Origin of the sequence: Crystallibacter degradans, from assembly GCF_012952295.1 — a bacterium.
Classification (GTDB): Bacteria; Actinomycetota; Actinomycetes; order Actinomycetales; family Micrococcaceae; genus Crystallibacter; species Crystallibacter degradans.
In genome coordinates this window covers 362765-385097 of sequence record NZ_JABBCH010000003.1, presented here as the reverse complement: position 1 = coordinate 385097, position 22333 = coordinate 362765, and the positions used below count along the sequence as shown (strand labels likewise).

Below are 22333 nucleotides of genomic sequence, written 5' to 3'. Positions count from 1 at the left end.
CATTCATGGAAGTTGTCCTGGTGATCGTCACCGTCGTCCTGGCCTTCTCCGCCGCCGTCGCAATCTCCCGGATTGTCAAAGGCCCCTCCATTCTGGACCGGGTGATCGCTATCGATGTTTTGCTGGCCATCGTATGCGCGGGCTTGATAGCGGATATGGCCGTCAGGAAGCATCAGGCCAATCTGACCTTGGTAATCATCATCTCTTTGATCGGCTTCATCGGTTCAGTCACGGTGGCCCGCTTCGTCATCGACAGGCGGACCCATGAACACTGATCTTGTGCTGGAAATTGTCGCCGGATTCTGCCTGGTCCTCGGGGCATTGATGTCCTTGGCAGCCGCTATCGGGCTGCTCCGGTTTTCGGACCTGCTCTCGAGGATGCACGCGGCTACCAAGCCCCAGGTTTTCGGGCTGCTGCTGCTGCTGATCGGCCTGGCCCTCCAGCTTCGCAGCTGGGCAGCGGTGCCGGTGCTGATTGTCGCCTGGCTGTTCCAACTGCTGACGGTTCCGGTGTCGGCGCACATGGTGGGCCGTGCCGGTTACCGCACCAAGCACCTGCACCGGGAAACGCTGAGCGTGGATGATCTGGATGCCGTGGTCCAGAAAGCTGCGGCGGAAGAAGCCGAACGCCGGAAGGCGGATGCCGCGGAAGAGGCGGCGCTGGCTGCCGATCCCGAATTGGCGGCGGAACTGGCCGCCGACGGGGACGCTGGAAAAAAGCCCGCCGGAAAGTCCAAGAGCGCGCTGCGTACCAAGGAGCCAAAGGAAGCGGCGGCGAAGGCTTCCGCCAGACGCCGCCGCGAATCCTGAAACTGTTCTTAGGACTAGACCATGTCCCGGGTCCGGTTGAAGCGGTTGACCGCCTGCATGGTTCCGCGCTGGGAAAGCACGCGGATGATGGCGCTGACCGTACCGGAAATCGCGGCGAAGGCAATGGTGGCCCTTAGGCTGTTTTCCATGTCGTCGTCATGCTTGGGGGAGTCTTCGCCGGTGATGGCCTTCCACAGGATGTCGATGAGCTTGGCGCCGGCCAGTCCCGCCCCGATGCTCACCACTGTGCCTAGAAGTTTCAACACAATGTTCACTGCCACTGCCTTTCGTCGGTGATGTCATCTGCCACCCAGCCTAGCGTTTTCCGCCCCGGCTGCCACGCGCCGTCGTCAGTAGTACACTGAAAGTCGCTTGAAAAAGCACCAATGACGACAGGGGAGCGTCCGTCACGGAATCAACGGCAACCAGCCGTACCGGGTCGGGACGCTGAGAGTGCGGACAGCCGCAGACCCTCGAACCTGCTCCGGCTAGTACCGGCGAAGGGAGTCGAGATCTCAGGGTGTGCCCGGAAAAGCCGGGTTGCCCTCCCCTCCTGAACCTCAGGAGGATTTTCCATGAATACCGTTACACCTTCCGCGCAGGCTGCTGCGCGCAAACCCCGTTACACCTGGCGCGTCGTCGATATTGTGGTGGCGTCCGTGATCGGCGTGGCCATCGGGGTCATCTTCTGGGCGTGGTCCGCGGGCTATGCCGGCATCGCGGTGCTGACAGCGGCCTTCCCGCCTGTCGGCGGGCTGTACACCGGCGGCTGGCTCACGGCCGGCGTCCTGGGCGGGCTGCTCATCCGCAAGCCCGGCGCGGCGATCTACTGCGAGGTCCTCGCCGCCGCCGTGTCGAGCCTGCTGGGCACGCAGTTCGGCCTCACGGTGCTTCTCTCCGGCCTGATCCAGGGCGTCGGGGCCGAACTGGTCTTCCTGCTCTTCCTCTACAAGAAGTTCAACCTCGGCGTGTCGCTGCTGGCCGGGCTGGGTGCCGGTTTGGCGCTGGCCATCGGCGAGAACATCATGTGGAACGTGGAATGGGCAACCGACTGGAAGCTCTGGTACACACTCTTCGCAGCCGTTTCCGGCGTGGTCATCGCCGGCCTGCTGCCCTGGTTGGCCATGAGAGGACTGGCAAGGACCGGCGCGCTCTCGTCCTTTGCCGCCGGCCGGACAGCAGACGTATAGACCATGGAAACCATTCAAAGCACGACGGCGGAGCGCGGCCGCCCGGCGGCCGTCACCGCCGAGGGATACGGTTGGCGCCATGCCGGCCGCAAGGATCCCGCGGTCAGCGACGTGAGCTTCAGGATCGAGCCGGGGGAGCGCGTGCTGCTGCTCGGCGCTTCCGGTGCCGGCAAGTCCACGCTGCTGCATGCTATTGCGGGGGTGCTGGGCGACGACGGCGAAGGCGATGAAGCGGGCCGCCTGACTGTCGACGGCATGCACCCGGTCCAGTCCCGCGGCCGGACTGGACTGGTGCTCCAGGATCCGGAGTCCCAGGTGGTCATGGCGCGCGTGGGGGACGAGGTCGCCTTCGGCGCGGAGAACATGGCCCTGCCGCGGGATGAAATCTGGTCCCGGGTGCGCGAAAGCCTAGCGGACGTGGGACTCGAGGTCCCGCTGGACCACCCCACTACGGCGCTCTCCGGCGGGCAGAAGCAGCGGCTTGCGCTGGCGTCGGTCCTGGCCATGCGGCCGGGTGTCCTGTTGCTTGACGAGCCCACGGCGAACCTGGACCCGGACGGTGTGCTGGAGGTCCGGGACGCGGTGGTCGGGGTGCTTGAACGCACCGGCGCCACCCTGATCGTGGTGGAACATCGCGTGGCCGTCTGGGCAGACGTGGTGGACCGGGTCATCGTGCTGGCGGCCAGCGGCGGTGTTCTTGCCGACGGTCCGCCGGCGGAGGTTCTCAATGCCGCAGGGACCAGGGAACGCCTGATCGAAGCCGGTGTCTGGGTCCCCGGTTACACGCCCCGGCTGCACACCTCCTTGCCCACCGGCGGTGGCAACGGCAGCGACGGCGGCCACGGCACGCCGGGGGCGGACCTGCTCCGGGCGGCGGATCTGTCCGTTGCCCGGACCCGCAGGGCCGGACCGGTAGTCAATAAAGTCTCGCTGGAACTGGCGGCGGGCGAGGCGTTGAGCGTTACCGGCCCCAACGGCGCCGGCAAGTCGACCTTGGCGCTGACTCTGGCCGGGCTGCTGACCCCGGCGGGCGGCAGGCTTGAGGCCGCACCGGAGCTCCGGCGGGGTGCTCCCGGCACCGTGCACAAGTGGAAATCGGCTGAGCTGGTCACCCGGATCGGCACCGTCTTCCAGGAACCCGAGCACCAGTTCCTGACCCACCGGGTGATCGACGAACTCGAATTCGGTCCCCGGCGCGTCGCCCGGCTGCCGGAGGACGAGGTGCGGCGCCGCGTTGATGCCATCGCGGAGCGGTTGCGGCTGACCAAACTCCTGCAGGCCAACCCCTTTACCCTTTCGGGCGGGGAGAAGCGCAGGCTGTCCGTGGCAACCATGCTGGCCACTAGCCCGGACATCCTGGTCCTGGACGAACCGACGTTCGGGCAGGACGCGAACACCTGGGCGGAGCTGGTCTCCCTGCTCGGCGGCCTGATCGCCGACGGCCACTGCGTGGTGTCCGTGACACACGACGCCGACTTTACTGCGGCGCTTGGCGGCAACGTCCTGCGCGTGGCGGATGGAACAGCGCAGTTGCAGGCGCCGGTCGCGAGCGGGAGGGCGGCATGAGCCTGGACATCATGACCCCGCGGCTGACTGCCTCGCCGTTTACCCGCGCCAATCCGCTCTCGAAGCTTGCCGCCGTGGCCATGGTCACCGTGGTGGTGATGCTCAGTGTGGATTGGGTGAGCGCCGGCGTGGTGCTGGCCGCGGAACTGCTGTTGATGCCCGTGCTGGGGATCAGCGCCTGGGCGCTGTTCAAGCGCGGCTGGCCGCTGGTGGTGGCGGCACTGGTGGGCGCCTACGGAACGGCGCTGCTGGCGGAGAAAACCGGCGCGGTGGTCTTCGAAGCAGGCCCGTTGCTTTTCACCGAGGATTCCATCAACTCCGGTGTGGCCATCGGGCTGCGTTCCCTGGCAGTGGCACTGCCCGGGATCTTCCTGCTGCTGACCACCGACCCCACGGATCTGGCCGATGCGCTGGCCCAGAAGCTCAAGCTTCCGCACCGGTTTGTGCTCGGGGCCCTGGCCGGCCTCCGGCTGGTGGGCCTGCTGGTCGACGAATGGCGGACTCTGGGACTTGCCCGCCGTGCCCGCGGAGTCGGCGCCGAGAACAAGCCGCTGGCCAAATTCGCGGCGTTCCTTGGCCAGGCGTTCGGGCTGATCGTCCAGGCGATCCGGCGCGCAACCCGCCTGGCCGTGGCCATGGAGGCCCGCGGCTTCGGCGGGTCACAGCGCACCTGGGCCCGGGAATCGACCTTCAGCAGGGTCGATATCTGGGTCTTCCTGGGCGGTGCCCTGGTCTCGGCGGCGGCCGTTACCGCCGCCGTCTCCGCCGGGACCTGGAACTTCATCTTCGGCTAGACCGGCAGCCGTGCCGGACCTCAGCTGGTCCGGCCGGCTACGGCCCGGTCAATGCCCGGTCCAGGTCCTTGAGCAGGTCCTCGGTGGCTTCCAGTCCCACGGACAGCCGGACAAAACCGTCGCCGAGCCCGATTGCGGCCCGTCCGTCCGGTCCCATCGCGCGGTGCGTGGTGGTGGCCGGATGGGTGATCAAGGACTTGGCATCACCGAGGTTGTTCGAGATGTCCACCGTGGTCAGCGAGTTCAGCAGCCGGAACGCGGCGGCCTTGGCGTCCGCGCCGCTGGCAGCGTCAGGCTCGAGCTCGAACGTGACCACGGTTCCGCCGCCGCTCATCTGGCGTCGGGCCAGTTCGTACTGCGGATGCGATTCGAGGAACGGGTAGACCACGCGCCGCACCGCCGGCTGCGTTTGAAGCCAGCGGGCGATCTCCAGTGCGGACGCCGTCGAATAGTTCACGCGCAGGGACATCGTTTCCAGGCCCTTGAGCAGCGTCCAGGCGTTGAACGGGCTCAGCGCGGGCCCGGTGTGGCGCATCAGCTGCTTGACCGGGCCGTTGATGAAATCCGCGCGCCCCAGCACGGCACCGCCAAGGACGCGGCCCTGCCCGTCCATGTGTTTGGTGCCCGAATAAACAACGACGTCGGCGCCCAGTTCCGTAGCTTGCTGCAGCAGCGGGGTGGCGAAGACATTGTCCACCACCACCTGCGCACCCGCGGCGTGCGCCAGTTCCACGACCGCCCGGATGTCCACCAGTTCCTGCAGCGGGTTGGACGGCGATTCGAAGAACACGGCAGCGGCCGGGGTGGCGAGGGCATGCTCCCACTGGGCAAGGTCATGCCCGTCCACGAAGACCGTCTCCACGCCCCAGCGCGGCAGGATCTCGTTGAGAATGACAAAGCAGGAACCGAACAGGCTCCGCGCCGCAACCACCCGGTCACCGGCGGCGAGCAGGGCGCCCAGGGCGGTGAAGACGGCGCTCATGCCGCTGGCGGTGGCGAAGCAGGCCTCGGCGCCCTCGAGCAGCCGGAGCCGTTCCTGGAAGGCGGCGACGGTGGGGTTGCCGTAGCGGGAGTAAACGAAGCGTTCCACCTCGCCGTTGAAGGAGGCCTCGGCGGCTTCGGCGGAATCGAAAACGTAGCCGGAGGTCAGGAACAAGGCTTCGGAGGTTTCCTGGAAGCCCGTGCGGTCAAGGCCGCCGCGGACGGCCCGGGTCTGTGGGGCCCAACCGGCGAGCAGATCCTTCGGATCCGGCCCGGGACCGGCAGGCTCCGTGGGCACCATCGTCTAGCCCCGCTTCCAGGGCAGATCGCTCTGCTGCCAGCCGCCGGCGGCTTCGAAGCCACCCAGCACGTTGTACGCGGTGTGCCCGGCGGCGGTAGCGCTGATGGCGGCATCGATGGAGCGCCGTCCGGAGCGGCACAGCAGCAGCAGTTCCTTGCCGCGCAGCGACTGCAGTTCGTTGAGGAACCCAGTATTGCGGCTGCCGTCAATCCGGTTCCACTCGATGAACCGTGCGGGAGCGCCGTCGTCGTTCGTTACGGGCACGCCCACCTGCTGCCATTCGGGCTCGGTGCGGACATCCACGAGTACGGCACCGCCGCGCAGCTTCTCCACGGCTTCTTCAACCGTGAGGTCTCCGGCGTAGCTCATGCGCTGGTCCTGTCAACGGGAGACTGGACGGGTTGTTCCAAGGGGGGCATAGGGCACTCCTGATCACGCTTGCAAATGAACCAAATGAACACTGCCGAGTAGTCACCTGAGGCACCCCGCCGTGAAGAGGGTTGCCGGCCAGCACAGTCAGGGCTTGACGCTGGACCTCGTTACTCTGCTCAAGAAAGTAGCACGCTGCGGCCCACGGCACCCAAGCCCGGGCGCCGCCGTCGTCATCGTTGGTAACGGTTACGTAGGTTTACGACGGCGGAAGGCCGCCGCCCTCGCAGCCGCGAGAAGCGTTTGGGCTACTCCCGGCTGCCTTTGGCCAGCAGCGCCGTCAGTTCCTCGGTCATCTCATGTGACACCGGAACGGCCTGGCCGTCGATGGACTTGACCGGCGCCAGCAGCCGGATGCTGGAGACCAGCCAGACCGCGTCAGCGGCCAGCAGGTGGTGCGGTTCCAGCGGCCCGTAGCCCAGCTGCCAGCCGGCATCGGCGGCCGCGTTGAACAGGGCGCCCTGGGAGGTGCCGGGGAGGATGCCGTTTTCGAGCAGCGGCGTGGTGAGCTTCCGCACGCCGTCGCGCACGGTCGCCATCAGCACGGTGGAGGTGGGACCCTCCAGCACCAGGCCGTCGGTGGAGGTGAAGATGACATCGTCCGCGCCGTTGGCCTTGGCGTAGCGCAGGGCAGCCATGTTGACGGCGTAGGAGAGGGTCTTGGCGCCCAGCAGCAGCCAGGGCGCGCGCTCGGCGATGTTGCTGTCGTAGCCGCGGTCCAGAAGGAGCACATTGAGGCCCTCCTGCCGCTGCTCCCTGCCGGCGGAACCGGGAAGGGACGCCTGCACCCAAGCGGTGGGGCGCTCCGCACCTTCCACGCCGCGCGTGACCAGCAGCTTGAGCACCAGTTCTTCGGCCGGGGCGTGTTCGGCGACGGCGGTGGCGATGGCGCGCTCCCAGGCATCGGCTGGCGGGATGTCCAGATCCATGATGCGGGCCGAGGACGCCAGCCGGTCCAGGTGCGCCTGCACCTTGCGGGGAACCCCGTCCACGGCGAGGAGCGATTCAAAAATGCCGTCGCCGCGGGTGGCGCCCAGATCGGTTGCCATCAGCTGCGGCTTCGTGGCATCGGCGATGCGCCCATTCTCCAGGGCAGGGTCGAGAAACACCAAAACTGTCATGGGATCAGCATAGATTGCCGCTCGGGCACATTAGGCTGTACAAGGACAGCGCCGTGGACCGGCGGGAAAGGGAGGAGTTCGCTGCCGTGTTGTGGTCGCTTGCGGGTCTGGGCACGTTCCCGGACTGGGTTGTCGTGGTGGCTTCGATACTGGACATGGGAATCCGGATTGCGGCGTTGGGCATTGTGCCGGGCAACCGCCGCCCCACCACCGCCATGGCGTGGCTGTTGGCCATCTTCTTCATTCCGCTGGTCGGCCTGGCCCTGTTCTTCATGTTCGGCAGTTTCCGGCTTTCGGACCGCCGGATCGCCAAGCAGACCGAGATCAACCGGAAAGTCTGGGCAGCCACGCAGGACCTGGCAGAGCCACCCAGCGAACGCGATGCACCCGCCTGGGTCCATTCGGCCGCCGAACTGAACCGTTCGCTCGGATCATTTCCCATGGTGGACAGCAACCACGTGGAGCTGTATCCGGACTACGAGGGCTCCATCGCCGCGATGGCCGCAGCCGTCCGCAAGGCGCAGGAATTCGTCAACATCCAGTTCTACATCATGGCGAAGGACGAGGTCACCGAGGAGCTCTTCGTGGCGCTGGAAGACGCCGCGGCCCGCGGTGTCCGGGTCCGCCTGCTCTTCGACCACCTCGGCACCATGCGGATCAAGGGCTACCGAAAGTTCCGGCGCTGGCTGCAGGGCAGCGGGATTGAGTGGCAGCGCATGCTCCCGCTGCTGCCCGTGCGGGGCCAATGGCGCCGCATCGACCTGCGCAACCACCGCAAGATCCTCGTGGTGGACGGACGCGTTGCCTTCACCGGATCGCAGAACCTGATCGAGCCCGGTTACCACCGTGCCTCCAGCGAGCGCACGGGCCGGCAATGGGTGGAGCTGATGGCCCGCTATGAGGGCCCCATCGTCACCGCGCTCAACGTGGTGTTTGCTACTGACTGGTCCAGCGAAACGGACGATACCCTCGGCAGCGAGCTCTTCACGCCGGCACCGGTCCGCGAACCGGGCCCCATGACGTGCCAGGTGGTTCCGAGCGGGCCGGGCTTTGCCACGGAGAACAATCTGCGCCTGTTCAATACGTTGATCTACGCGGCAGTAGAGCGGTTGTCCATCTGCAGCCCGTACTTCGTGCCGGATGATTCGCTGCTCTATGCGATTACGACGGCGGCACAGCGCGGCGTCGACGTCGAGCTTTTCGTCTCGGAACAGGGGGACCAGTTCCTGGTCCATCATGCCCAGCGTTCCTACTACCAGGCCCTGCTGGAAGCCGGCGTGCGCATCTACCTGTATCCGAAACCCCTGGTGCTGCACGCGAAGCACTTCACCGTGGACGACGAGGTCGGTGTCCTGGGCTCCAGCAACATGGACATGCGCTCCTTCTCGTTGAACCTGGAGGTGTCGGTCATGCACCTCGGCGGCGACATCGTCGGCAAGATGCGCGAAATCCAGCAAAGTTACCGCGAGGTTTCCCGGGAGATCACGTTGGACGAGTGGCGCCAGCGCACCCGGTGGGAGCGGTATGTCGATAACGTGGCCCGCCTGACCGCGACCCTCCAATAGTTCCGGCACTGCTGGAGCTGGGACGGGTTGCTCAGAGTGCAGCCCCGATTTTACCGACGACGGCGCCGCTGACCAGCCTGCTGACGCCCGGCACCTTGATCAGCCGCATCGAGAGCCGCCGCATGAGCAGGGCGCGGCGGTCCGCTGGAACGAACCATTTTGCTGCGGACTCACCGGCTTTCTGCTGCTCGGCGACGTACGGGCGCCAGCGTGCCTCGAAGGCGGCGAGGGCGGCCGGCACCTGGTCATGTTTGGCCAGTTCGTCGGCGAGCACATAGGCGCCGGCCATGCCCAGCGACGCGCCCTGGCCGGCCAGCAACGAGACCGCGGCAGCGGCATCTCCCAGCAGGACCACCCTGCCCCGGTACCAGCGCGGCATCCGGATCTGCGCCACCTGGTCATAGTAGAAGGACTCGGGGCAATGCTCCAACGCCAGCGGACACAGCCACCCCAGAGACCGGTAGCGCTCGCGGAATTCCTGCTGGATATCGCCCGGGCGCTCCTGCCTGTCGGTGCGGTGGACGCCCAGCGCCGAAATGCTGCCGTCACGCAGCCGGTAGAAGAACATGGCCTCGCCGCAGGTGTCCGTAATGGCATACCGGTTGGCCAGAATGTCCTTTACCCGGTTGTCCCGAAACGAATACGCTCCGACGTGGAACCCCAGGAATTTGAAGTAGTCGGCTTCGGGCCCGAAGACCTTGCCGCGGACGTCCGAATGGATCCCGTCTGCCCCGATCAGCAGGTCGGCGGTAAGTCGCCGGCCGTCCGAGAGCTCCACATCCACCTTTCCGCCGGACCCGGTGGCGGCAGCGGACGAGTCATGGATCGAGCTGATCGTGGTGGAATAGAGCAACTCCACCGAGTCCGGCAGCACTTCGCGGATAGCCTGTTCCAGATCGGGGCGCAGGATGCTGCGCAACTGATCGCCGACCACCTTGGTGAAGCTCTCGTAACCCAGATGGGCCGTGCTTCGGCCGCTGCGGTCCACGTAGTCAATCCGGTTAACGTCGTATCCGAGTTCACGGATTCTGCCGATAACGCCCATGTGGGTTGCCGCCTGCCAGCCGGAGCCGAAGAAATCGATCATGTAGCCATCGGGCCGCGGCCCGGCCGAGCGTTCCACGAGGGTGACTTCCCAGCCTTTGGCGCTGAGGAAATTGGCGGCAGATAAACCGGTGATGCCGGCGCCGCAGATTATGGCTTTCATGGGGAACTTCCTTCCGTTGCAGCAGTAATGCCCAAGGCCCTGCGCAGCACCGGGAACGCGACGTCGGCAGTGAGCCCGGGGTCAAGCGCCCGGTGCAGCATCAGCCCGTCGACAGCCGCGGCCAGAACGGCGGCCGTGGCGTCGGCGTCGCCGTCGAAACCCACTCGCTCCAGCCAACGGGCTGTGCGGGTGCGGAAATCCAGGAGCACTTGTGCCAGTTCATCCCGCAGCACCCCGCCGCGCGCCGCCGCCAGGAATGTTTCGACGAACAGCAGATTGACGGGTTCGTCCGGCGCGAACTCGTCCAGCGCGGCGAGGAACATGTGCAGTCCTTCATCAAGACTGATGCCGGACTCCAGTTGGCGGCTCGGAAATTCAAGCGCCTCACGAACGGCGCCCACGGCCGCTTCGGCGAGCAGGGCTTCCAGGGAATCGAAATGGTAGTGGATGATGCCCGGCCGCACACCCGCGTGCCCGGCGAGGACCCGGGCCGTGACCGCGGACCAGCCCAGCCGCGGGATCAGCACGACGGCGGACTCCAGCATCCGGTCCCGGGTCCGGGTACCCTTGGCAGTTTTCAGATGGGCGGTTGTCATTGCAGACCTCGAATCTTTTGGACGCTCGTCCAAATACTTCGATTTCCGGTCTACCACGCGCCACTGTCCAAAAAACAGCCCCGCAGCAGGTTTCTTTGCAGAAGGCGTCGGCTGGCCGGTGCGTGGTTCGCGTCGGCTTTAGTCGGGAAAGACGCTGCCGAGCGCCGAGAGCACGCCGAAGGCTTTGGCCCGGACCTCGTCCCATTCGGCTTCCGGATCGGAGTCGGCGGTGATGGCACCGCCGACGCCCAACGTCAGCTGGTCGCCCTGCCGGACCAGGGTCCGGATCACCACGGACAGGTCAGCGGCACCGTTGAGCGAGAAGTAGCCTACCGCCCCCGAATAGACGCCGCGTGCTCCCGACTCCAACCGGTCCAGGATATCCATCGTGCTGATTTTCGGGGCGCCGGTCATCGAACCGGCGGGGAACGCGGCAGCAATGGCCTCCGCACGGGACGCGTCCGGACGCAAGCTCGCGTCAATGGTGGAAACCATCTGGTGCACCGTGGCATAGCTTTCGATCGCGCATAAGCGGCTGACACGCAGCGAACCGGGCACGGCAAAATGGCTCAGGTCATTGCGCAGCAGATCCACGATCATGATGTTCTCGGCGCGGTCCTTGAGGCTGGTTGCCAGCTCCGCTTTCAGCGCTGCGTCCGCCGCCGGATCCGCGACCCGCCGCCGGGTACCCTTGATCGGTTCGGCACGCAGCGCGCCATCGGCGGCCAAGCTCATGAACCGCTCCGGCGAGGTACTGGCGACGGTCAAACTGCCAAAGTGCAGGTAGTTGGCGAACGGTGCGGGATTACGACGGCGCAGGGACAGGTATGTTTCCAGCGGATCCGACCCTGCGGCAGCGGTGGCGGACAGCTCCGTGGTCAGGCAGATTTCGTAGGAGTTACCTTCGTGGATTTCCGCTTGCGCCTGGCGGACCTTGAGCAGGTACTGGTCCTTGCTGTCCCGCACCGTGAAGGCCGGGCCACCGGATGCCGCCGGAACCGACCCAGCGGTTTCGGAGCAGGGCATCCCATGCGGTCCGGGGGCAGACATGCCGGACGCGGCGGAGCCGTCCCCGGCCGCCGCCACTTCGACGGCGGTCCGGGTCCGGGCGAACCAGTCGCGGGCTTCGTCCCTGGATGCGTCGCTGGCCAAGGCCAGGAGATAGGTGCACCGGCGCGCATGGTCGAGCACGACGCCGCGGCCGGCAAAGATCAAGGCCGCATCGGGGGTGGCAGCCGCGACGTCACTGCCACCGCATTCGCGCTTGAGCTCATAGCCCAGGTACCCCAGCCAGCCCAAGGCGAATCCGCCGGGAACCTCAACCGGGCCGGTGACAGCGGGAGTGCCCCACACTCCATCCAGCCAGCGGAAGAAGGGCGAGCGGATCCGGGTAGTAACAGCGCCGTCGGCCACCGAAGTGACGCCCGAGCGATGTTCGGCATAGCGGCCGAAGGCCCCGGCGTCGTCGGCCATGATGCTGTATTCGTTGCGGTCCGGCACCGCCGTGGCTCCGGCATTGGAGCTGTCCAGCCAGACCGCGCGGTCCGAGGCTGCATAAAGGGCACGGAAGAGATCAGCTCCGTCGGGCAGGGCATCAATCCGCTCGGTCAGCAGTAGAGGAGCAACACCATGGGAACGCTCCACCGAAAGCAGTGCGTCCAACTGCGGGAGCGAGGCCAGGGCCTTCAGCACCCCGGCAGCCGCAGTGGCGCCGGTTTGGCCACGGAGCAGCAGGTCTGCGGCGCGGGGGACATCGTCGCCGTCAAGCCAGGCTTCTTCCTGCGCCGCCCACACGTCCCAGAAGGACTCGTAGCCGGCACCGTCACGGGCAATGGCCCGGGTCCGGCGGTCCACCGCTTCGGCCTGGATCCAGATAGCGACGTCGGTGAGTTCCCGTGCGGCGGCGTGGGCGGCACCAACTCCTTCCACCACGACGATCTCGGCCGGTTCCGTGTAACGGCGCTCGCCGTCGTCGTTCTGCTCCCAGTCCCAAGCCGTCCACGTTGCGCGCTCGCCGCGGGCAAGCGGCTGCAGCACCGTTTCCAGGTAGCGCTGCTGCCCGTCGGCCAGGCCATGCCAGCCCGGATAAATGTCTTCCAGATGGAACAGCGAAACGGTGTGGTGCTCACGCAGGAGGGCGGCCAGCTCCACCGCCAAAGTGGTCTTTCCCGCCCCGGAACGTCCGTCCACGGCGATGATGACCGGTTTGTCAGTGGGTGGCAAGCTGCGCCCTGACGTGTTCCACGATGCCCGGGACCGCTGCGCTGATCAGGTTCCAACTGACATCGAAGTCGGCTTCGTCGCCGAACCACGGGTCGTAGATGCCCTGCTCGGCGGGACCGCCGTCCGCGACTTTGGGATCAAAAGAGCGGAGCATGCGGACCTTGTTCCGGGCGCCATCGTCCGGAGCGTCGTCACGCAGTTGTTCATAGTGGTCCACATCCAGGGCCAGGATCAGGTCCCGGTCCGCATACCAGGCGGGTTCGAACTGCCGGGCACGATGGTCTGCGGTGAGCAGGTGGGCTTGCTTGAGGCGGGCGGCGGCGCGCTCATCGATGGGACGGCCGGTCTCCCACCCGGTAGTGCCTGCCGAGTCCACGGACACCTCGTCGGACAGGCCGGCATCTTCGAAGGCCTTGGTCAGGATGTACTGGGCCATAGGGGAGCGGCAGATATTGCCTGTGCAGACAGTGATTATCCGGTACATAGCCACGAGTCTAACTAGAAGAAGGCCAGCAGCAGGCTGACACCGATGAAGAGGACACCAAAAACGTAACCGAGCATGCGCTGCCCGCGTTCAGTCCTGGTGAACCGGTGGAAGGACCGTGCCGCTGCGGCAAAGAAGAACCACATGACCAGGATGTCGATAATGACAATGGTGCAGGCCAGGACAACGTACTGCGGTGCCAGCGGCTGCTCGGGGCGGATGAAGCCGGGCATGAACGCCAGGAAGAACACGATCGCCTTCGGATTGAGCAGATTGACCCACAGGCCGCGCCGGAACATCGACCAAGCAGGCTCGTTCCGTTGCGCCTGGATAATTTCCTGGTCCGCCGAGGGCTTGGCCAGCAGTTGCCGGATGCCCAGATAAACAAGGTAGGCCGCGCCGGCGTACTTGATGACATAGAAAGCCGTCGGGGAACTGGCTACCAGCAGGCCAACGCCAAGGGCCACGATCAGGATGTGGATGATCAGCGCCGCCTGCTGCCCGAGGATGCCCCACAGGGAACGGCGGAAGCCCGCGTTGAGGGCGTTGCTCATGGTGTTGACGGCACCCGCGCCCGGGGTGAAACTGATGACGGTGCCGGCGCCAACCAGCGCCAGCCACAGGGAAATCTGCACCAGATGATATTACGCGCCGCAGGCCTCGCTTCACCACACTGTCTGAAGGAGCTCGAAATCGTGCAACGCCGTATCCGCGGTGATGACTGCGAGGCCCTCCACGATCGCCTGTGCCGCGATCATCCGGTCGAAGGGGTCACGGTGCGGCCATTCGAGCTGTGCTGCTTCCAGCGCATGCACGCCGCTGAGCGGAATTTCCTCGCTTACCAGTTCAAGAACGTGCCTGCGGTAGCCGACAAAGAGCGCTTCTATGCCGGGTAGTTTGCCCAGTCGGTGTTTGTGGCCGAGTTCGAAGGCGGTGACAGCCGAGACGCAGAGGGTATTGCCTCGGTTACGGATGATGCTTCTGGCCTTTTGCGAGAGCTTCTTGGGCTCGAACAGCGCCCAGAGGAGGACATGGCTGTCTAAAAGGTAAGTGGTTGTTCCCATGCGTCCAGCTCCTCCTTGTCCATCGGTTCGAGGACATCCGGGGGAACGGTCCCTTTGAGGAAACCGAGCCGCCGCTGCGTGGGCGGATCGATTTTGACCAGGCGCGCAACGGGTTTGCCCGCCTTGGCAATCACGACGTCTTCCCCGTGTTGAACCAGGTTCAACAGCTCTGAAAAGCGGGTCTTCGCATCCTGCACGTTGTACTGTCCCATATTGACCAAGTCTAGTTGGTCAACCTCCGCCGTATGGGTCACCGTGGGCCACAAAGTCCGTGCCAGCCGCCCGGTGCGGCGGTAGAAGTCGCCGAAAGCGGAGAAATCCGCAGCGGCCCGGCCCAGCCAAGTGGTTGCTCTTACGGTTTGCGGGCGAGGATTTCGCCGTTGGGAATCAGGAACCAGCCGTCCGCGGCCATCGCCCACTCCCGCCAGCCCTGCGCAATGCGGTCCAAACCTGCCTGGTCGGTGATGCCGCGTTCGAGCGCTTGTTCCGCGTAGGCCGAATGCAGCACCCGCTCCGACCAGACGTTGCCCTGCCATGCGCGCTGCTCGTCCGTAGCGTAGAGCCAGTTGGATGAGTACGGCGTGATATCGCGGAACCCGGCGGCCATGGCCCAGGAAATCAGATGCCTGCCGGCGTTCGGCTCCGCGTGGTTCCCGCGGGCGATCTGCTGGTACGTGTCCATCCAGTCATCCAGCTCCGGCAGCTGCGGGAACCAGCTCATGCCGTGGAAGTCCGCGTCCCGCACGGCCACAAGTCCGCCGGGTTTGGTGACGCGACGCATCTCGTACAGGGCCGCAACCGGATCCGTCAGGTGCTGGAGGACCTGGTGGGCGTGGACCACATCGAACGTGTCGTCGTCGTAATCAAGGTCGTAAATGTTGCCGCTGACGAAGGTGACGTTCTCCAGCCCCCGCAGCGCGGCCAGCTCGGCGGCCTGTGTGAGCACGTCATCCGAGCGGTCAAGCCCGATGACCTCGCCCGGGGCCACCAGCTCGGCCAGGTCTGCGGTGATACTGCCGGGGCCGCAGCCGACGTCGAGCAGTTTCAGGCCGGGCTTGAGATGGGGGAGCAGATAGGCTGCGCAGTCCTCGGCGGTGCGGACTGCGTGCGCGTTGACAACGCTCTGGTGGTGGCCGTGGGAGTACACCTCATCCTTCATAGTGGGCAGACTACTCTGAATCGGCCTCCTCGAGACAGCGACGTGCCAGTTCTATTGCGCAAGGTGTCGCCGTCCGTGATCTGCCCGATCCAATTGAGGCTGAAACAGTGCGGTTCAGTTGGGAACTGAGCGCACCACGCGTGCAGGCGAGCCCACAACAATGGACTTTGCCGGTACGTCCTTCGTAACCACGGATGCGGCCGCTACGACGGCATCATCACCGATGGTCACGCCCGGCAGGATGGTGGCGTTGGAGCCGATCCAGACATTGCGGCCGACGACGATGGGGGACGGGTGCATGTCCGCGCGGCGGCTCGGCGCGAGGTCGTGGTTGAGCGTGGCAAACACCGTGTTGTGCCCGATCAGGCAGTCGTCCCCGATGACCACACCGCCCTGGTCCTGAAACTTGCACCCGGAATTGATGAAGATCCGCTCCCCAAGGGTGATGTTCTTCCCGAAGTCGGAGTAGAAGGGCGGAAATACCGTCACCGTTTCATCAACTGGCTTGCCGGTCAGCTGGGCTAGCAGCTCCCGCACCCGTGCCGGTTCCTGGTAACCGCCGTTGAGTTCACCGGTGATGCGCAAGGCATCCTGGCTGACGCGGTGCATGACCTCGTGCAGCGGCGAATCCCCGGTAATGGTCTGTCCCGCGTTCAGTGCATCAAGGAGGTCGTCGAGTTCCATGCCCTCCTTTCTACCAAAGCCGGGCGGTCCGCCCCGCTGGGAGCCAAGTGGGAACGAACGAACTATCTCGATCATGGAAATAGTTTATAGTGGAGAGGACTTTTCCTCCCCTCAAAGGAACGAATTGAAGCGCTGGCTTAGAACCTTGTTCCCTGTGTTGATCGTCCTCGTTTGGCTGGCCGCGGCGGGCGCCGGCGGACCTGCTTTCGGCAAGCTCTCGGATGTCTCCACCAATGATCAGGCCGGGTTTCTGCCGCAAAGTGCCGAGTCCACCGAAGCCGGCGAGTGGCAGGAGAGGTTTCTCGATTCCGACGCCGTGCCCGCCGTCGTCGTTATTGAGTTCGACCAGGCAATCGAGCCTCAGGAGCTCCGGAGCTATGTCCCGCTGGCTGACAAACTCGGCGAGGCGGCAGGGGTGACCGCGGCGTCTGAGAGCCAGGTTGCCGGCCCGATTCCCGCAGAAGACTTCAAAGCGATCGAGTTCATTGTCCCGATCGCGGGAGACGCGGGAGAAGCGGTCGAGGAACTGCGGACAGTGCTCCAGGCTGAACTGCCTGCGGAGGCCACCGCGTACGTCACCGGACCGGCAGGGTTCATCGCCGATCTGGTTGAGGCCTTCGCCGGAATCGACGGCCTGCTGCTCGGAGTGGCGCTGCTGGCGGTCTTCGTCATTCTCCTGATTGTCTACCGGGCGCTGCTGTTGCCCTTCCTGGTCCTGCTGACATCCGTCTTCGCCCTTTGCGGCGCGATCTTGGTGATCTATTGGTTTGCGCTGATGGACTGGATCCAGTTGAGCGGGCAGAGCCAAGGCATCCTGTTCATCCTGGTGATCGGCGCCGCGACGGATTATGCCCTCCTGTTGGTTTCCCGGTTCCGCGAGGCGCTGGGGGAGCAGGACTCCAAGTGGGCTGCAATGAAGACGGCGTACCGGGGCTCGCTGGAACCGATTGCGGCTTCCGGCGCCACCGTGGTCCTGGCGCTGCTGTGCCTGTTGTTCTCGGATCTTAACTCCAATCGCAGTCTCGGCCCCATCGCAGCCATCGGGATTGTTTTCTCCGTCCTTGCCTCGCTCTCCCTGCTGCCGGCTCTGCTGCTGATCTTCGGCCGCGCTGCCTTTTGGCCGATTGTCCCGCGGCCTGGACAACACGCGCACCGTGGGGAAATCGGAACGGTGCCGGCCGGCGCGGAGGGTCTGCGCGGTACCTGGCGCCTTGTAGCCAGGCTGATTGCCAAGCGTCCCCGGGCCACCTGGCTCGTCTCGCTGTTCGTCCTCGTGGCGGGATCCCTGGGCGTCCTGCAGTTGCAGGCACACGGCGTTCCACAGTCCGAACTGGTGATGGTGCAGACGGACTCGGCGGACGGGCAGGAGGCGCTCGCCCGCCATTTCGACGCCGGCTCCGGCTCTCCGGCCGTGATTGTGGCCGATAGTTCGGCACGGGACGATGTGCTCGACGCCGTGCGTGAACATGATGGCGTTGCCGAAGCCGATTTCTTCAGCGAAGACGGCGAAGTTGTTGAACTGGACGGGCGCGTGATGGTCAACGCGACGCTGGAGAAGGCCGCCGACTCGGAAGGCGCGGAGAACGATGTTGCCGATCTCCGGGCGGACCTGGACGCCGTGGATGAAACCGCGCTGGTAGGCGGGGTCACCGCCGTCGCGCTGGATACCAACGTGACCGCCCAGGCTGACCTGCTCAAGATCACGCCCATCGTGCTGCTGGTCATCCTGGTCATCCTGATGCTGCTCCTGCGCGCCGTGGTGGCGCCGGTGCTGCTGATCCTGAGTGTTGTCCTGTCCTACCTGACGGCACTCGGCGTTTCCGCGCTGGTGTTCAACCACATCTTCGGCTTCCCCGGCGCCGATGCTTCCGTGCCCCTCTACGGTTTTGTCTTCCTGGTGGCACTCGGCGTGGATTACAACATTTTCCTCATGACCCGGGTGCGGGAAGAATCCCTGAAAATCGGCACCCGCCCCGGGGTCCTGCGCGGACTGGGGGCCACCGGTGGCGTCATCACCTCGGCCGGCATCGTCCTGGCGGCTACCTTTGCGGCTCTGGGAGTCATTCCGATCCTGTTCCTGGGGCAGCTGGCCTTCATCGTGGCCTTCGGAGTCCTGCTGGATACGGTGCTGGTGCGCTCGCTGCTGGTACCCGCGCTGTCGTACGATCTGGGGCGGCGCATCTGGTGGCCAGGCAAGCTCTCGCGGACTTCGCCGAGCGCTGAATCCGCGGCACATATGGTGGAGGCCAACGTCTGAGGTTCAGGCCGGACACCGCGCGCTGGCGGTCTTCCGCCTGAACTATGATGCTTGTCCCTTTGGGGCAAACCTGAGTCGGCTTGGCTCAAGTTGAATTGACATCGTTTCGAGTCTGAGTAAACTTGAGTGCAGAACGCTCAATATGGTTCAGGTCCTGCAATGCCAGGGCTCCGCCGGTCCGGTCCTCAGGGACACGGCCGGCAGCGGGACCACTATTTCGGGCCGGTATTCGGTTCATCATGAAAGGACAAGCGTATGTCTCGTGCAGTAGGTATTGACCTCGGTACCACCAACTCCGTGGTTTCCGTGCTGGAAGGTGGCGAGCCCACCGTCATCGCGAACGCCGAGGGTGGCCGCACCACCCCGTCGGTCGTGGCATTCTCCAAGTCCGGCGAGGTCCTCGTCGGCGAAATCGCCAAGCGCCAGGCCGTCAACAACATCGAGCGCACCATCGCTTCGGTCAAGCGCCACATGGGCACCGACTGGAAGGTCGAGGTCGACGGCAAGAACTACACCGCGCAGGAAATCTCCGCCCGCGTGCTGCAGAAGCTCAAGCACGACGCCGAGTCCTACCTGGGCGAGAAGGTCACCGACGCTGTGATCACCGTGCCGGCATACTTCAACGATGCCGAGCGCCAGTCCACCAAGGAAGCCGGCGAAATTGCCGGCCTGAACGTCCTGCGTATTGTCAACGAGCCGACGGCTGCCGCACTGGCCTACGGCCTTGACAAGGGCAAGGAAGACGAACTCATCCTGGTCTTCGACCTTGGCGGCGGCACCTTCGACGTCTCGTTGCTCGAAGTTGGCAAGGATGAAGATGACTTCTCCACCATCCAGGTCCGTTCCACCTCGGGCGACAACCGCCTCGGCGGCGACGATTGGGACCAGCGCGTTGTGGACTTCCTGCTCCAGCAGGCCAAGTCCAAGGGCGCGGACCTGTCCAAGGACAAGATTGCCCTGCAGCGTCTGAAGGAAGCTGCCGAGCAGGCCAAGAAGGAACTGTCCTCGGCTTCCTCCACCAACATCTCGCTGCAGTACCTCTCGGTGACCCCGGAAGGGCCGGTCCACCTGGACGAGCACCTCAGCCGTGCCAAGTTCCAGGAACTGACCAAGGACCTGCTGGACCGGACCAAGAAGCCGTTCCACGACGTCATCAAGGAAGCCGGCATCAAGGTTTCCGACATCGACCACATCGTTCTGGTCGGCGGTTCCACGCGTATGCCCGCAGTGGTCGACCTGGTCAAGGAAATGGCCGGCGGCAAGGAGCCGAACAAGGGCGTGAACCCGGACGAGGTCGTCGCCGTGGGCGCTGCACTGCAGGCCGGTGTGCTGAAGGGTGAGCGTAAGGACGTGCTGCTCATCGACGTCACCCCGCTGTCCCTCGGCATCGAGACCAAGGGCGGCATCATGACGCACCTGATCGAGCGCAACACCGCGATCCCGACCAAACGGAGCGAGACCTTCACCACGGCGGATGACAACCAGCCGTCGGTGGCCATCCAGGTCTTCCAGGGCGAGCGCGAGTTCACCCGGGACAATAAGCCGCTGGGCACCTTCGAGCTGACCGGCATCGCGCCGGCTCCGCGCGGCGTGCCTCAGGTCGAGGTCACCTTCGACATCGACGCCAACGGTATCGTCCACGTGTCCGCCAAGGACAAGGGCACCGGCGCCGAGCAGTCCATGACCATCACGGGCGGTACCGCGCTGTCCAAGGATGACATCGACCGCATGGTGCGCGAGGCCGAGGAACACGCGGCCGAGGACAAGAAGCGCCGCGAGGCCGCAGACGTCCGAAACTCGGCCGAACAGCTGGCCTACTCCGTGGACAAGCTGCTCGCCGACAACGACGACAAGCTGCCCGAAGAGGTCAAGACCGAGGTCAAGGCCGACGTCGATGCCCTGAAGTCCGCACTGGAGAAGCAGGACAACGACGACGAGGTGAAGTCCGCGTTCGAGAAGCTGCAGGCTTCCCAGACGAAGCTCGGCGAGGCCATCTACTCGCAGGCCCAGGCCTCCGGCGCAGCCGGCGAGGGTGCACCCGGAGCAGACGGCGCTGATGGACAAGGCTCTGCCAACGCTGACGAGGACATCGTCGACGCCGAGGTTGTCGACGAGGAAGAAGAGAAGAAGTAACTATGCCCCACCACGGTAACGAGCACGAGCACGAGTCAGAGCCGGTGAGCTTCCGCGACAACCGTAAGATTGACCCGGAGACGGGCAAGGTCCGTGGCCAGGAAGCACCTGCCGATGCGGAGGCAGCCGAGGAGGTTGCCGCCGCGGAGGCACCCGCATCGGAGGATGTTGAGGGTGACGCTCTGTCCCAGGCCGAGGCTATCTTGAACAGCACCGACGTTCCCGCCGGGGAATCGGTAGCCCAAGGTGCGGACTCGGAACAGGCGGCAGAGCTGAGGAATGACCTGCTGCGCCTTCAGGCGGAGTACGTCAATTACCGCAAGCGGGTGGAACGGGACCGCGCGGTGGCTGGCCAGATGGCCATCATCGGCGTTCTCAACTCACTGCTTCCGGTACTTGACGACATCGATGCCGCACGCCAGCACGGCGACCTCGAGGACGGACCCTTCGCCGCAATCGCGGCGAAGCTGGAAAACGTCCTGAAGGTCTACGGTCTGGAACCGATCTCCGAGACGGACGTGGAGTTCGATCCGAATATCCACGAAGCGCTGATGCAGCAGCAAAGCGCGGATGTCCAGGTCGATTCGGTCAGCCAGATCCTGCGGACTGGATACAAGTCCGGGGAGCGTGTCCTGCGCGCTGCCCAGGTGATCGTGGCTGTACCGGCTGAGTAGCCCCGAACGAGGCCGGGGACGTCGTGAAGGCGTCCCCGGCTCTCATGGGCTCTCGGGCCACCATAGACTTTGAACTACATGAAGGGAGGCGCCTGAATGGCTAGCCAGGATTGGGTCGAGAAGGACTTCTACAAGATCCTTGGTGTCTCCAAGGACGCGTCGGATGCCGACATCAAGAAGGCATACCGCAAACTTGCCCGGAAGTACCATCCGGACACGAACTCCTCTGACGCCACGGCTGAAAAGATGTTCAAGGACGTCTCCGAAGCATATTCGGTGCTCTCCGATCCGGAAGAGCGCCAGCAGTACGACGCCATCCGGGCGATGGGCAGTGGAGCCCGCTTTACCGCTGGCGGAGCGGGCACACCCGGCGGCGGCGGGTTTGAGGACATCTTCGGCAATATGTTCGGCCAGGGCACGCGCAGCCGTTCAGCCGGCGGATTCGGCAACGGGAATATCCCGCCCGAGTTTGCCGACCTATTCGGCGGCGGGTTCGGGGGCGGGTTCCAGCCGCCGCAGGCGCCCCCGCGCAAAGGTGCGGACCGGACCGCCTCCACCAGCATTTCCTTTGCCGGTTCCATCAAGGGAACCACCATCGGGCTGCGCGAGCCTTCCGGCGAAGTCATTGACGTCCGTATTCCCGCCGGTATTAAGGACGGTCAAAAGGTCCGCGTCCGCGGCAAAGGCCAGCCCGGCCCTGCCGGCAGCGGCGACCTGATGGTTACCGTGAATGTCCAGCCCCATAGCTTCTACACACGCGACGGTGACAATCTTCGGATCCATGTCCCGGTGACCTTCGACGAAGCGGCGTTGGGCGCGCAGATCGAGGTTCCGACCATGAACGGCGAAGCGGTGAAGGTAAAGGTGCCTGCCGGCACGCCATCAGGACGGACGCTGCGGGTCAAGGGACGCGGTGTTAAGACGGCCAAGGCGACGGGGGATCTGCTGGTAACGATCGACGTCGTTGTTCCACAAAACCTGAACAAAGAAGCTGAAGAAGCCGTCAAGGCATTCGCCGCGGCCACTGGGGATGCGAATCCCCGCGCCAACCTGGCAACCAAGGCCAGGCTTTAGGCGGCAGATATGGAGAGAGCA

22 protein-coding genes, 1 pseudogene and 2 riboswitches are annotated in these 22333 nt (G+C 65.2%); of the genes and pseudogenes, 10 read left to right on the top strand and 13 right to left on the bottom strand.

Annotation, left to right across the window (positions count from 1 at the left end; translation table 11 throughout):
* Positions 1 to 5: 5 nt before the first annotated feature.
* Together HGO92_RS08505 and mnhG are read left to right on the top strand one after the other, a co-directional pair.
* Positions 6 to 275, top strand: a complete 270-nt coding sequence (locus HGO92_RS08505; RefSeq protein ID WP_074703262.1) for an MrpF/PhaF family protein — start codon at positions 6 to 8, stop codon at positions 273 to 275.
* Positions 265 to 642: pseudogene (gene mnhG / locus HGO92_RS23720) on the top strand (monovalent cation/H(+) antiporter subunit G); the annotation flags it as partial. The gene HGO92_RS08505 and the pseudogene mnhG, both read left to right, overlap by 11 nt.
* A gap of 182 nt (positions 643 to 824) precedes the next feature.
* Here the strand turns inward: mnhG and HGO92_RS08495 are convergent.
* Positions 825 to 1085 carry a DUF4235 domain-containing protein gene (locus HGO92_RS08495; protein WP_169993653.1) on the bottom strand — a complete coding sequence of 87 codons (261 nt, stop codon included), beginning with the start codon at positions 1083 to 1085 and terminating at the stop codon, positions 825 to 827.
* Positions 1086 to 1194: 109 nt separating this feature from the next.
* Positions 1195 to 1333: riboswitch (TPP riboswitch) on the top strand.
* Between the two features lie 52 nt (positions 1334 to 1385).
* On the opposite strand from HGO92_RS08495, the gene HGO92_RS08490 reads away from it, so the two are divergent.
* The 3 genes from HGO92_RS08490 to HGO92_RS08480 are packed head-to-tail and all read left to right on the top strand — an operon-like array spanning position 1386 to position 4360.
* Positions 1386 to 2000 carry an ECF transporter S component gene (locus HGO92_RS08490; protein WP_169993651.1) on the top strand — a complete coding sequence of 205 codons (615 nt, stop codon included), beginning with the start codon at positions 1386 to 1388 and terminating at the stop codon, positions 1998 to 2000.
* 3 nt (positions 2001 to 2003) lie between these two features.
* Complete coding sequence (locus tag HGO92_RS08485) at positions 2004 to 3566, top strand: ABC transporter ATP-binding protein (RefSeq protein WP_169993649.1); 1563 nt, start codon at positions 2004 to 2006, stop codon at positions 3564 to 3566.
* A complete protein-coding gene (locus HGO92_RS08480; protein ID WP_169993648.1) occupies positions 3563 to 4360 on the top strand; it encodes an energy-coupling factor transporter transmembrane component T family protein in 798 nt (265 codons plus the stop codon). Before HGO92_RS08485 ends, HGO92_RS08480 begins: the two co-directional genes overlap by 4 nt.
* A 37-nt stretch (positions 4361 to 4397) precedes the next feature.
* Here the strand turns inward: HGO92_RS08480 and HGO92_RS08475 are convergent, their stop codons facing one another.
* The 3 genes from HGO92_RS08475 to HGO92_RS08465 form a co-directional block, all read right to left on the bottom strand.
* Positions 4398 to 5642 (bottom strand): O-succinylhomoserine sulfhydrylase, encoded by a 1245-nt coding sequence (locus tag HGO92_RS08475; RefSeq protein ID WP_169993647.1) that lies wholly within the window; start codon positions 5640 to 5642, stop codon positions 4398 to 4400.
* Positions 5643 to 5645: 3 nt separating this feature from the next.
* Entirely contained in the window at positions 5646 to 6011 is a 366-nt protein-coding gene (locus HGO92_RS08470; protein ID WP_169993645.1) for a rhodanese-like domain-containing protein, read from the bottom strand.
* 60 nt (positions 6012 to 6071) lie between these two features.
* Positions 6072 to 6186: riboswitch (SAM riboswitch) on the bottom strand.
* 133 nt (positions 6187 to 6319) lie between these two features.
* Positions 6320 to 7192: an aminodeoxychorismate lyase gene (locus HGO92_RS08465; protein WP_169993643.1), complete on the bottom strand. Its 873-nt coding sequence runs from the start codon at positions 7190 to 7192 to the stop codon at positions 6320 to 6322.
* A 155-nt stretch (positions 7193 to 7347) separates the two neighbouring features.
* On the opposite strand from HGO92_RS08465, the gene cls reads away from it, so the two are divergent.
* Positions 7348 to 8757, top strand: coding sequence for a cardiolipin synthase (gene cls / locus HGO92_RS08460; RefSeq protein WP_169993749.1), 1410 nt, complete (start codon positions 7348 to 7350; stop codon positions 8755 to 8757).
* Positions 8758 to 8788: 31 nt separating this feature from the next.
* Here cls and HGO92_RS08455 read toward each other — a convergent pair whose 3' ends face one another.
* The 9 genes from HGO92_RS08455 to HGO92_RS08415 all read right to left on the bottom strand — a co-directional run bounded on the left by HGO92_RS08455 (position 8789) and on the right by HGO92_RS08415 (position 16174).
* Positions 8789 to 9964 carry an FAD-dependent oxidoreductase gene (locus tag HGO92_RS08455; protein WP_169993641.1) on the bottom strand — a complete coding sequence of 392 codons (1176 nt, stop codon included), beginning with the start codon at positions 9962 to 9964 and terminating at the stop codon, positions 8789 to 8791.
* Positions 9961 to 10560 (bottom strand): TetR/AcrR family transcriptional regulator, encoded by a 600-nt coding sequence (locus HGO92_RS08450; protein ID WP_169993639.1) that lies wholly within the window; start codon positions 10558 to 10560, stop codon positions 9961 to 9963. Before HGO92_RS08450 ends, HGO92_RS08455 begins: the two co-directional genes overlap by 4 nt.
* 138 nt (positions 10561 to 10698) lie before the next feature.
* Positions 10699 to 12783 carry an aminodeoxychorismate synthase component I gene (gene pabB / locus HGO92_RS08445; protein WP_169993637.1) on the bottom strand — a complete coding sequence of 695 codons (2085 nt, stop codon included), beginning with the start codon at positions 12781 to 12783 and terminating at the stop codon, positions 10699 to 10701.
* On the bottom strand, positions 12770 to 13267 hold the full coding sequence (locus HGO92_RS08440) for a low molecular weight protein-tyrosine-phosphatase (RefSeq protein ID WP_169993635.1): 498 nt from the start codon (positions 13265 to 13267) through the stop codon (positions 12770 to 12772). Before HGO92_RS08440 ends, pabB begins: the two co-directional genes overlap by 14 nt.
* A 14-nt stretch (positions 13268 to 13281) precedes the next feature.
* Positions 13282 to 13902: a LysE family transporter gene (locus HGO92_RS08435; protein WP_169993633.1), complete on the bottom strand. Its 621-nt coding sequence runs from the start codon at positions 13900 to 13902 to the stop codon at positions 13282 to 13284.
* A 30-nt stretch (positions 13903 to 13932) separates the two neighbouring features.
* On the bottom strand, positions 13933 to 14331 hold the full coding sequence (locus tag HGO92_RS08430) for a type II toxin-antitoxin system VapC family toxin (protein WP_169993631.1): 399 nt from the start codon (positions 14329 to 14331) through the stop codon (positions 13933 to 13935).
* Entirely contained in the window at positions 14307 to 14543 is a 237-nt protein-coding gene (locus HGO92_RS08425; RefSeq protein ID WP_169993629.1) for a type II toxin-antitoxin system Phd/YefM family antitoxin, read from the bottom strand. Before HGO92_RS08425 ends, HGO92_RS08430 begins: the two co-directional genes overlap by 25 nt.
* A gap of 140 nt (positions 14544 to 14683) precedes the next feature.
* Positions 14684 to 15490, bottom strand: a complete 807-nt coding sequence (locus HGO92_RS08420; RefSeq protein ID WP_169993627.1) for a class I SAM-dependent methyltransferase — start codon at positions 15488 to 15490, stop codon at positions 14684 to 14686.
* Positions 15491 to 15604: 114 nt separating this feature from the next.
* The gene (locus HGO92_RS08415; protein ID WP_169993625.1) at positions 15605 to 16174 is read right to left on the bottom strand and encodes a DapH/DapD/GlmU-related protein; all 570 of its coding nucleotides are present in this window, start codon (positions 16172 to 16174) and stop codon (positions 15605 to 15607) included.
* Between the two features lie 73 nt (positions 16175 to 16247).
* Here HGO92_RS08415 and HGO92_RS08410 point away from each other — a divergent pair, with 73 nt between their 5' ends.
* The 4 genes from HGO92_RS08410 (at position 16248) to HGO92_RS08395 (ending at position 22312) form a co-directional block, all read left to right on the top strand.
* Positions 16248 to 18431, top strand: a complete 2184-nt coding sequence (locus tag HGO92_RS08410; protein WP_169993623.1) for an MMPL family transporter — start codon at positions 16248 to 16250, stop codon at positions 18429 to 18431.
* A gap of 255 nt (positions 18432 to 18686) precedes the next feature.
* Positions 18687 to 20564 carry a molecular chaperone DnaK gene (gene dnaK / locus HGO92_RS08405; RefSeq protein ID WP_169993621.1) on the top strand — a complete coding sequence of 626 codons (1878 nt, stop codon included), beginning with the start codon at positions 18687 to 18689 and terminating at the stop codon, positions 20562 to 20564.
* Between the two features lie 2 nt (positions 20565 to 20566).
* Positions 20567 to 21238 carry a nucleotide exchange factor GrpE gene (locus HGO92_RS08400; protein ID WP_169993619.1) on the top strand — a complete coding sequence of 224 codons (672 nt, stop codon included), beginning with the start codon at positions 20567 to 20569 and terminating at the stop codon, positions 21236 to 21238.
* Between the two features lie 96 nt (positions 21239 to 21334).
* Entirely contained in the window at positions 21335 to 22312 is a 978-nt protein-coding gene (locus tag HGO92_RS08395) for a DnaJ C-terminal domain-containing protein (RefSeq protein WP_169993617.1), read from the top strand.
* The last annotated feature ends 21 nt before the right edge of the window (positions 22313 to 22333 follow it).

Excerpts from the sequence above, each read along its gene's own strand:
- HGO92_RS08505 (WP_074703262.1), top strand. The coding sequence starts at position 6 with ATGGAAGTTGTCCTGGTGATCGTCACCGTCGTCCTGGCCTTCTCCGCC.
- HGO92_RS08490 (WP_169993651.1), top strand. The coding sequence starts at position 1,386 with ATGAATACCGTTACACCTTCCGCGCAGGCTGCTGCGCGCAAACCCCGT.
- HGO92_RS08485 (WP_169993649.1), top strand. The coding sequence starts at position 2,004 with ATGGAAACCATTCAAAGCACGACGGCGGAGCGCGGCCGCCCGGCGGCC.
- HGO92_RS08480 (WP_169993648.1), top strand. The coding sequence starts at position 3,563 with ATGAGCCTGGACATCATGACCCCGCGGCTGACTGCCTCGCCGTTTACC.
- HGO92_RS08475 (WP_169993647.1), bottom strand. The coding sequence starts at position 5,642 with ATGGTGCCCACGGAGCCTGCCGGTCCCGGGCCGGATCCGAAGGATCTG.
- HGO92_RS08470 (WP_169993645.1), bottom strand. The coding sequence starts at position 6,011 with ATGAGCTACGCCGGAGACCTCACGGTTGAAGAAGCCGTGGAGAAGCTG.
- HGO92_RS08465 (WP_169993643.1), bottom strand. The coding sequence starts at position 7,192 with ATGACAGTTTTGGTGTTTCTCGACCCTGCCCTGGAGAATGGGCGCATC.
- cls (WP_169993749.1), top strand. The coding sequence starts at position 7,348 with ATGGGAATCCGGATTGCGGCGTTGGGCATTGTGCCGGGCAACCGCCGC.
- HGO92_RS08455 (WP_169993641.1), bottom strand. The coding sequence starts at position 9,964 with ATGAAAGCCATAATCTGCGGCGCCGGCATCACCGGTTTATCTGCCGCC.
- HGO92_RS08450 (WP_169993639.1), bottom strand. The coding sequence starts at position 10,560 with ATGACAACCGCCCATCTGAAAACTGCCAAGGGTACCCGGACCCGGGAC.
- HGO92_RS08440 (WP_169993635.1), bottom strand. The coding sequence starts at position 13,267 with ATGTACCGGATAATCACTGTCTGCACAGGCAATATCTGCCGCTCCCCT.
- HGO92_RS08430 (WP_169993631.1), bottom strand. The coding sequence starts at position 14,331 with ATGGGAACAACCACTTACCTTTTAGACAGCCATGTCCTCCTCTGGGCG.
- HGO92_RS08425 (WP_169993629.1), bottom strand. The coding sequence starts at position 14,543 with ATGGGACAGTACAACGTGCAGGATGCGAAGACCCGCTTTTCAGAGCTG.
- HGO92_RS08420 (WP_169993627.1), bottom strand. The coding sequence starts at position 15,490 with ATGAAGGATGAGGTGTACTCCCACGGCCACCACCAGAGCGTTGTCAAC.
- HGO92_RS08415 (WP_169993625.1), bottom strand. The coding sequence starts at position 16,174 with ATGGAACTCGACGACCTCCTTGATGCACTGAACGCGGGACAGACCATT.
- HGO92_RS08410 (WP_169993623.1), top strand. The coding sequence starts at position 16,248 with ATGGAAATAGTTTATAGTGGAGAGGACTTTTCCTCCCCTCAAAGGAAC.
- dnaK (WP_169993621.1), top strand. The coding sequence starts at position 18,687 with ATGTCTCGTGCAGTAGGTATTGACCTCGGTACCACCAACTCCGTGGTT.
- HGO92_RS08400 (WP_169993619.1), top strand. The coding sequence starts at position 20,567 with ATGCCCCACCACGGTAACGAGCACGAGCACGAGTCAGAGCCGGTGAGC.
- HGO92_RS08395 (WP_169993617.1), top strand. The coding sequence starts at position 21,335 with ATGGCTAGCCAGGATTGGGTCGAGAAGGACTTCTACAAGATCCTTGGT.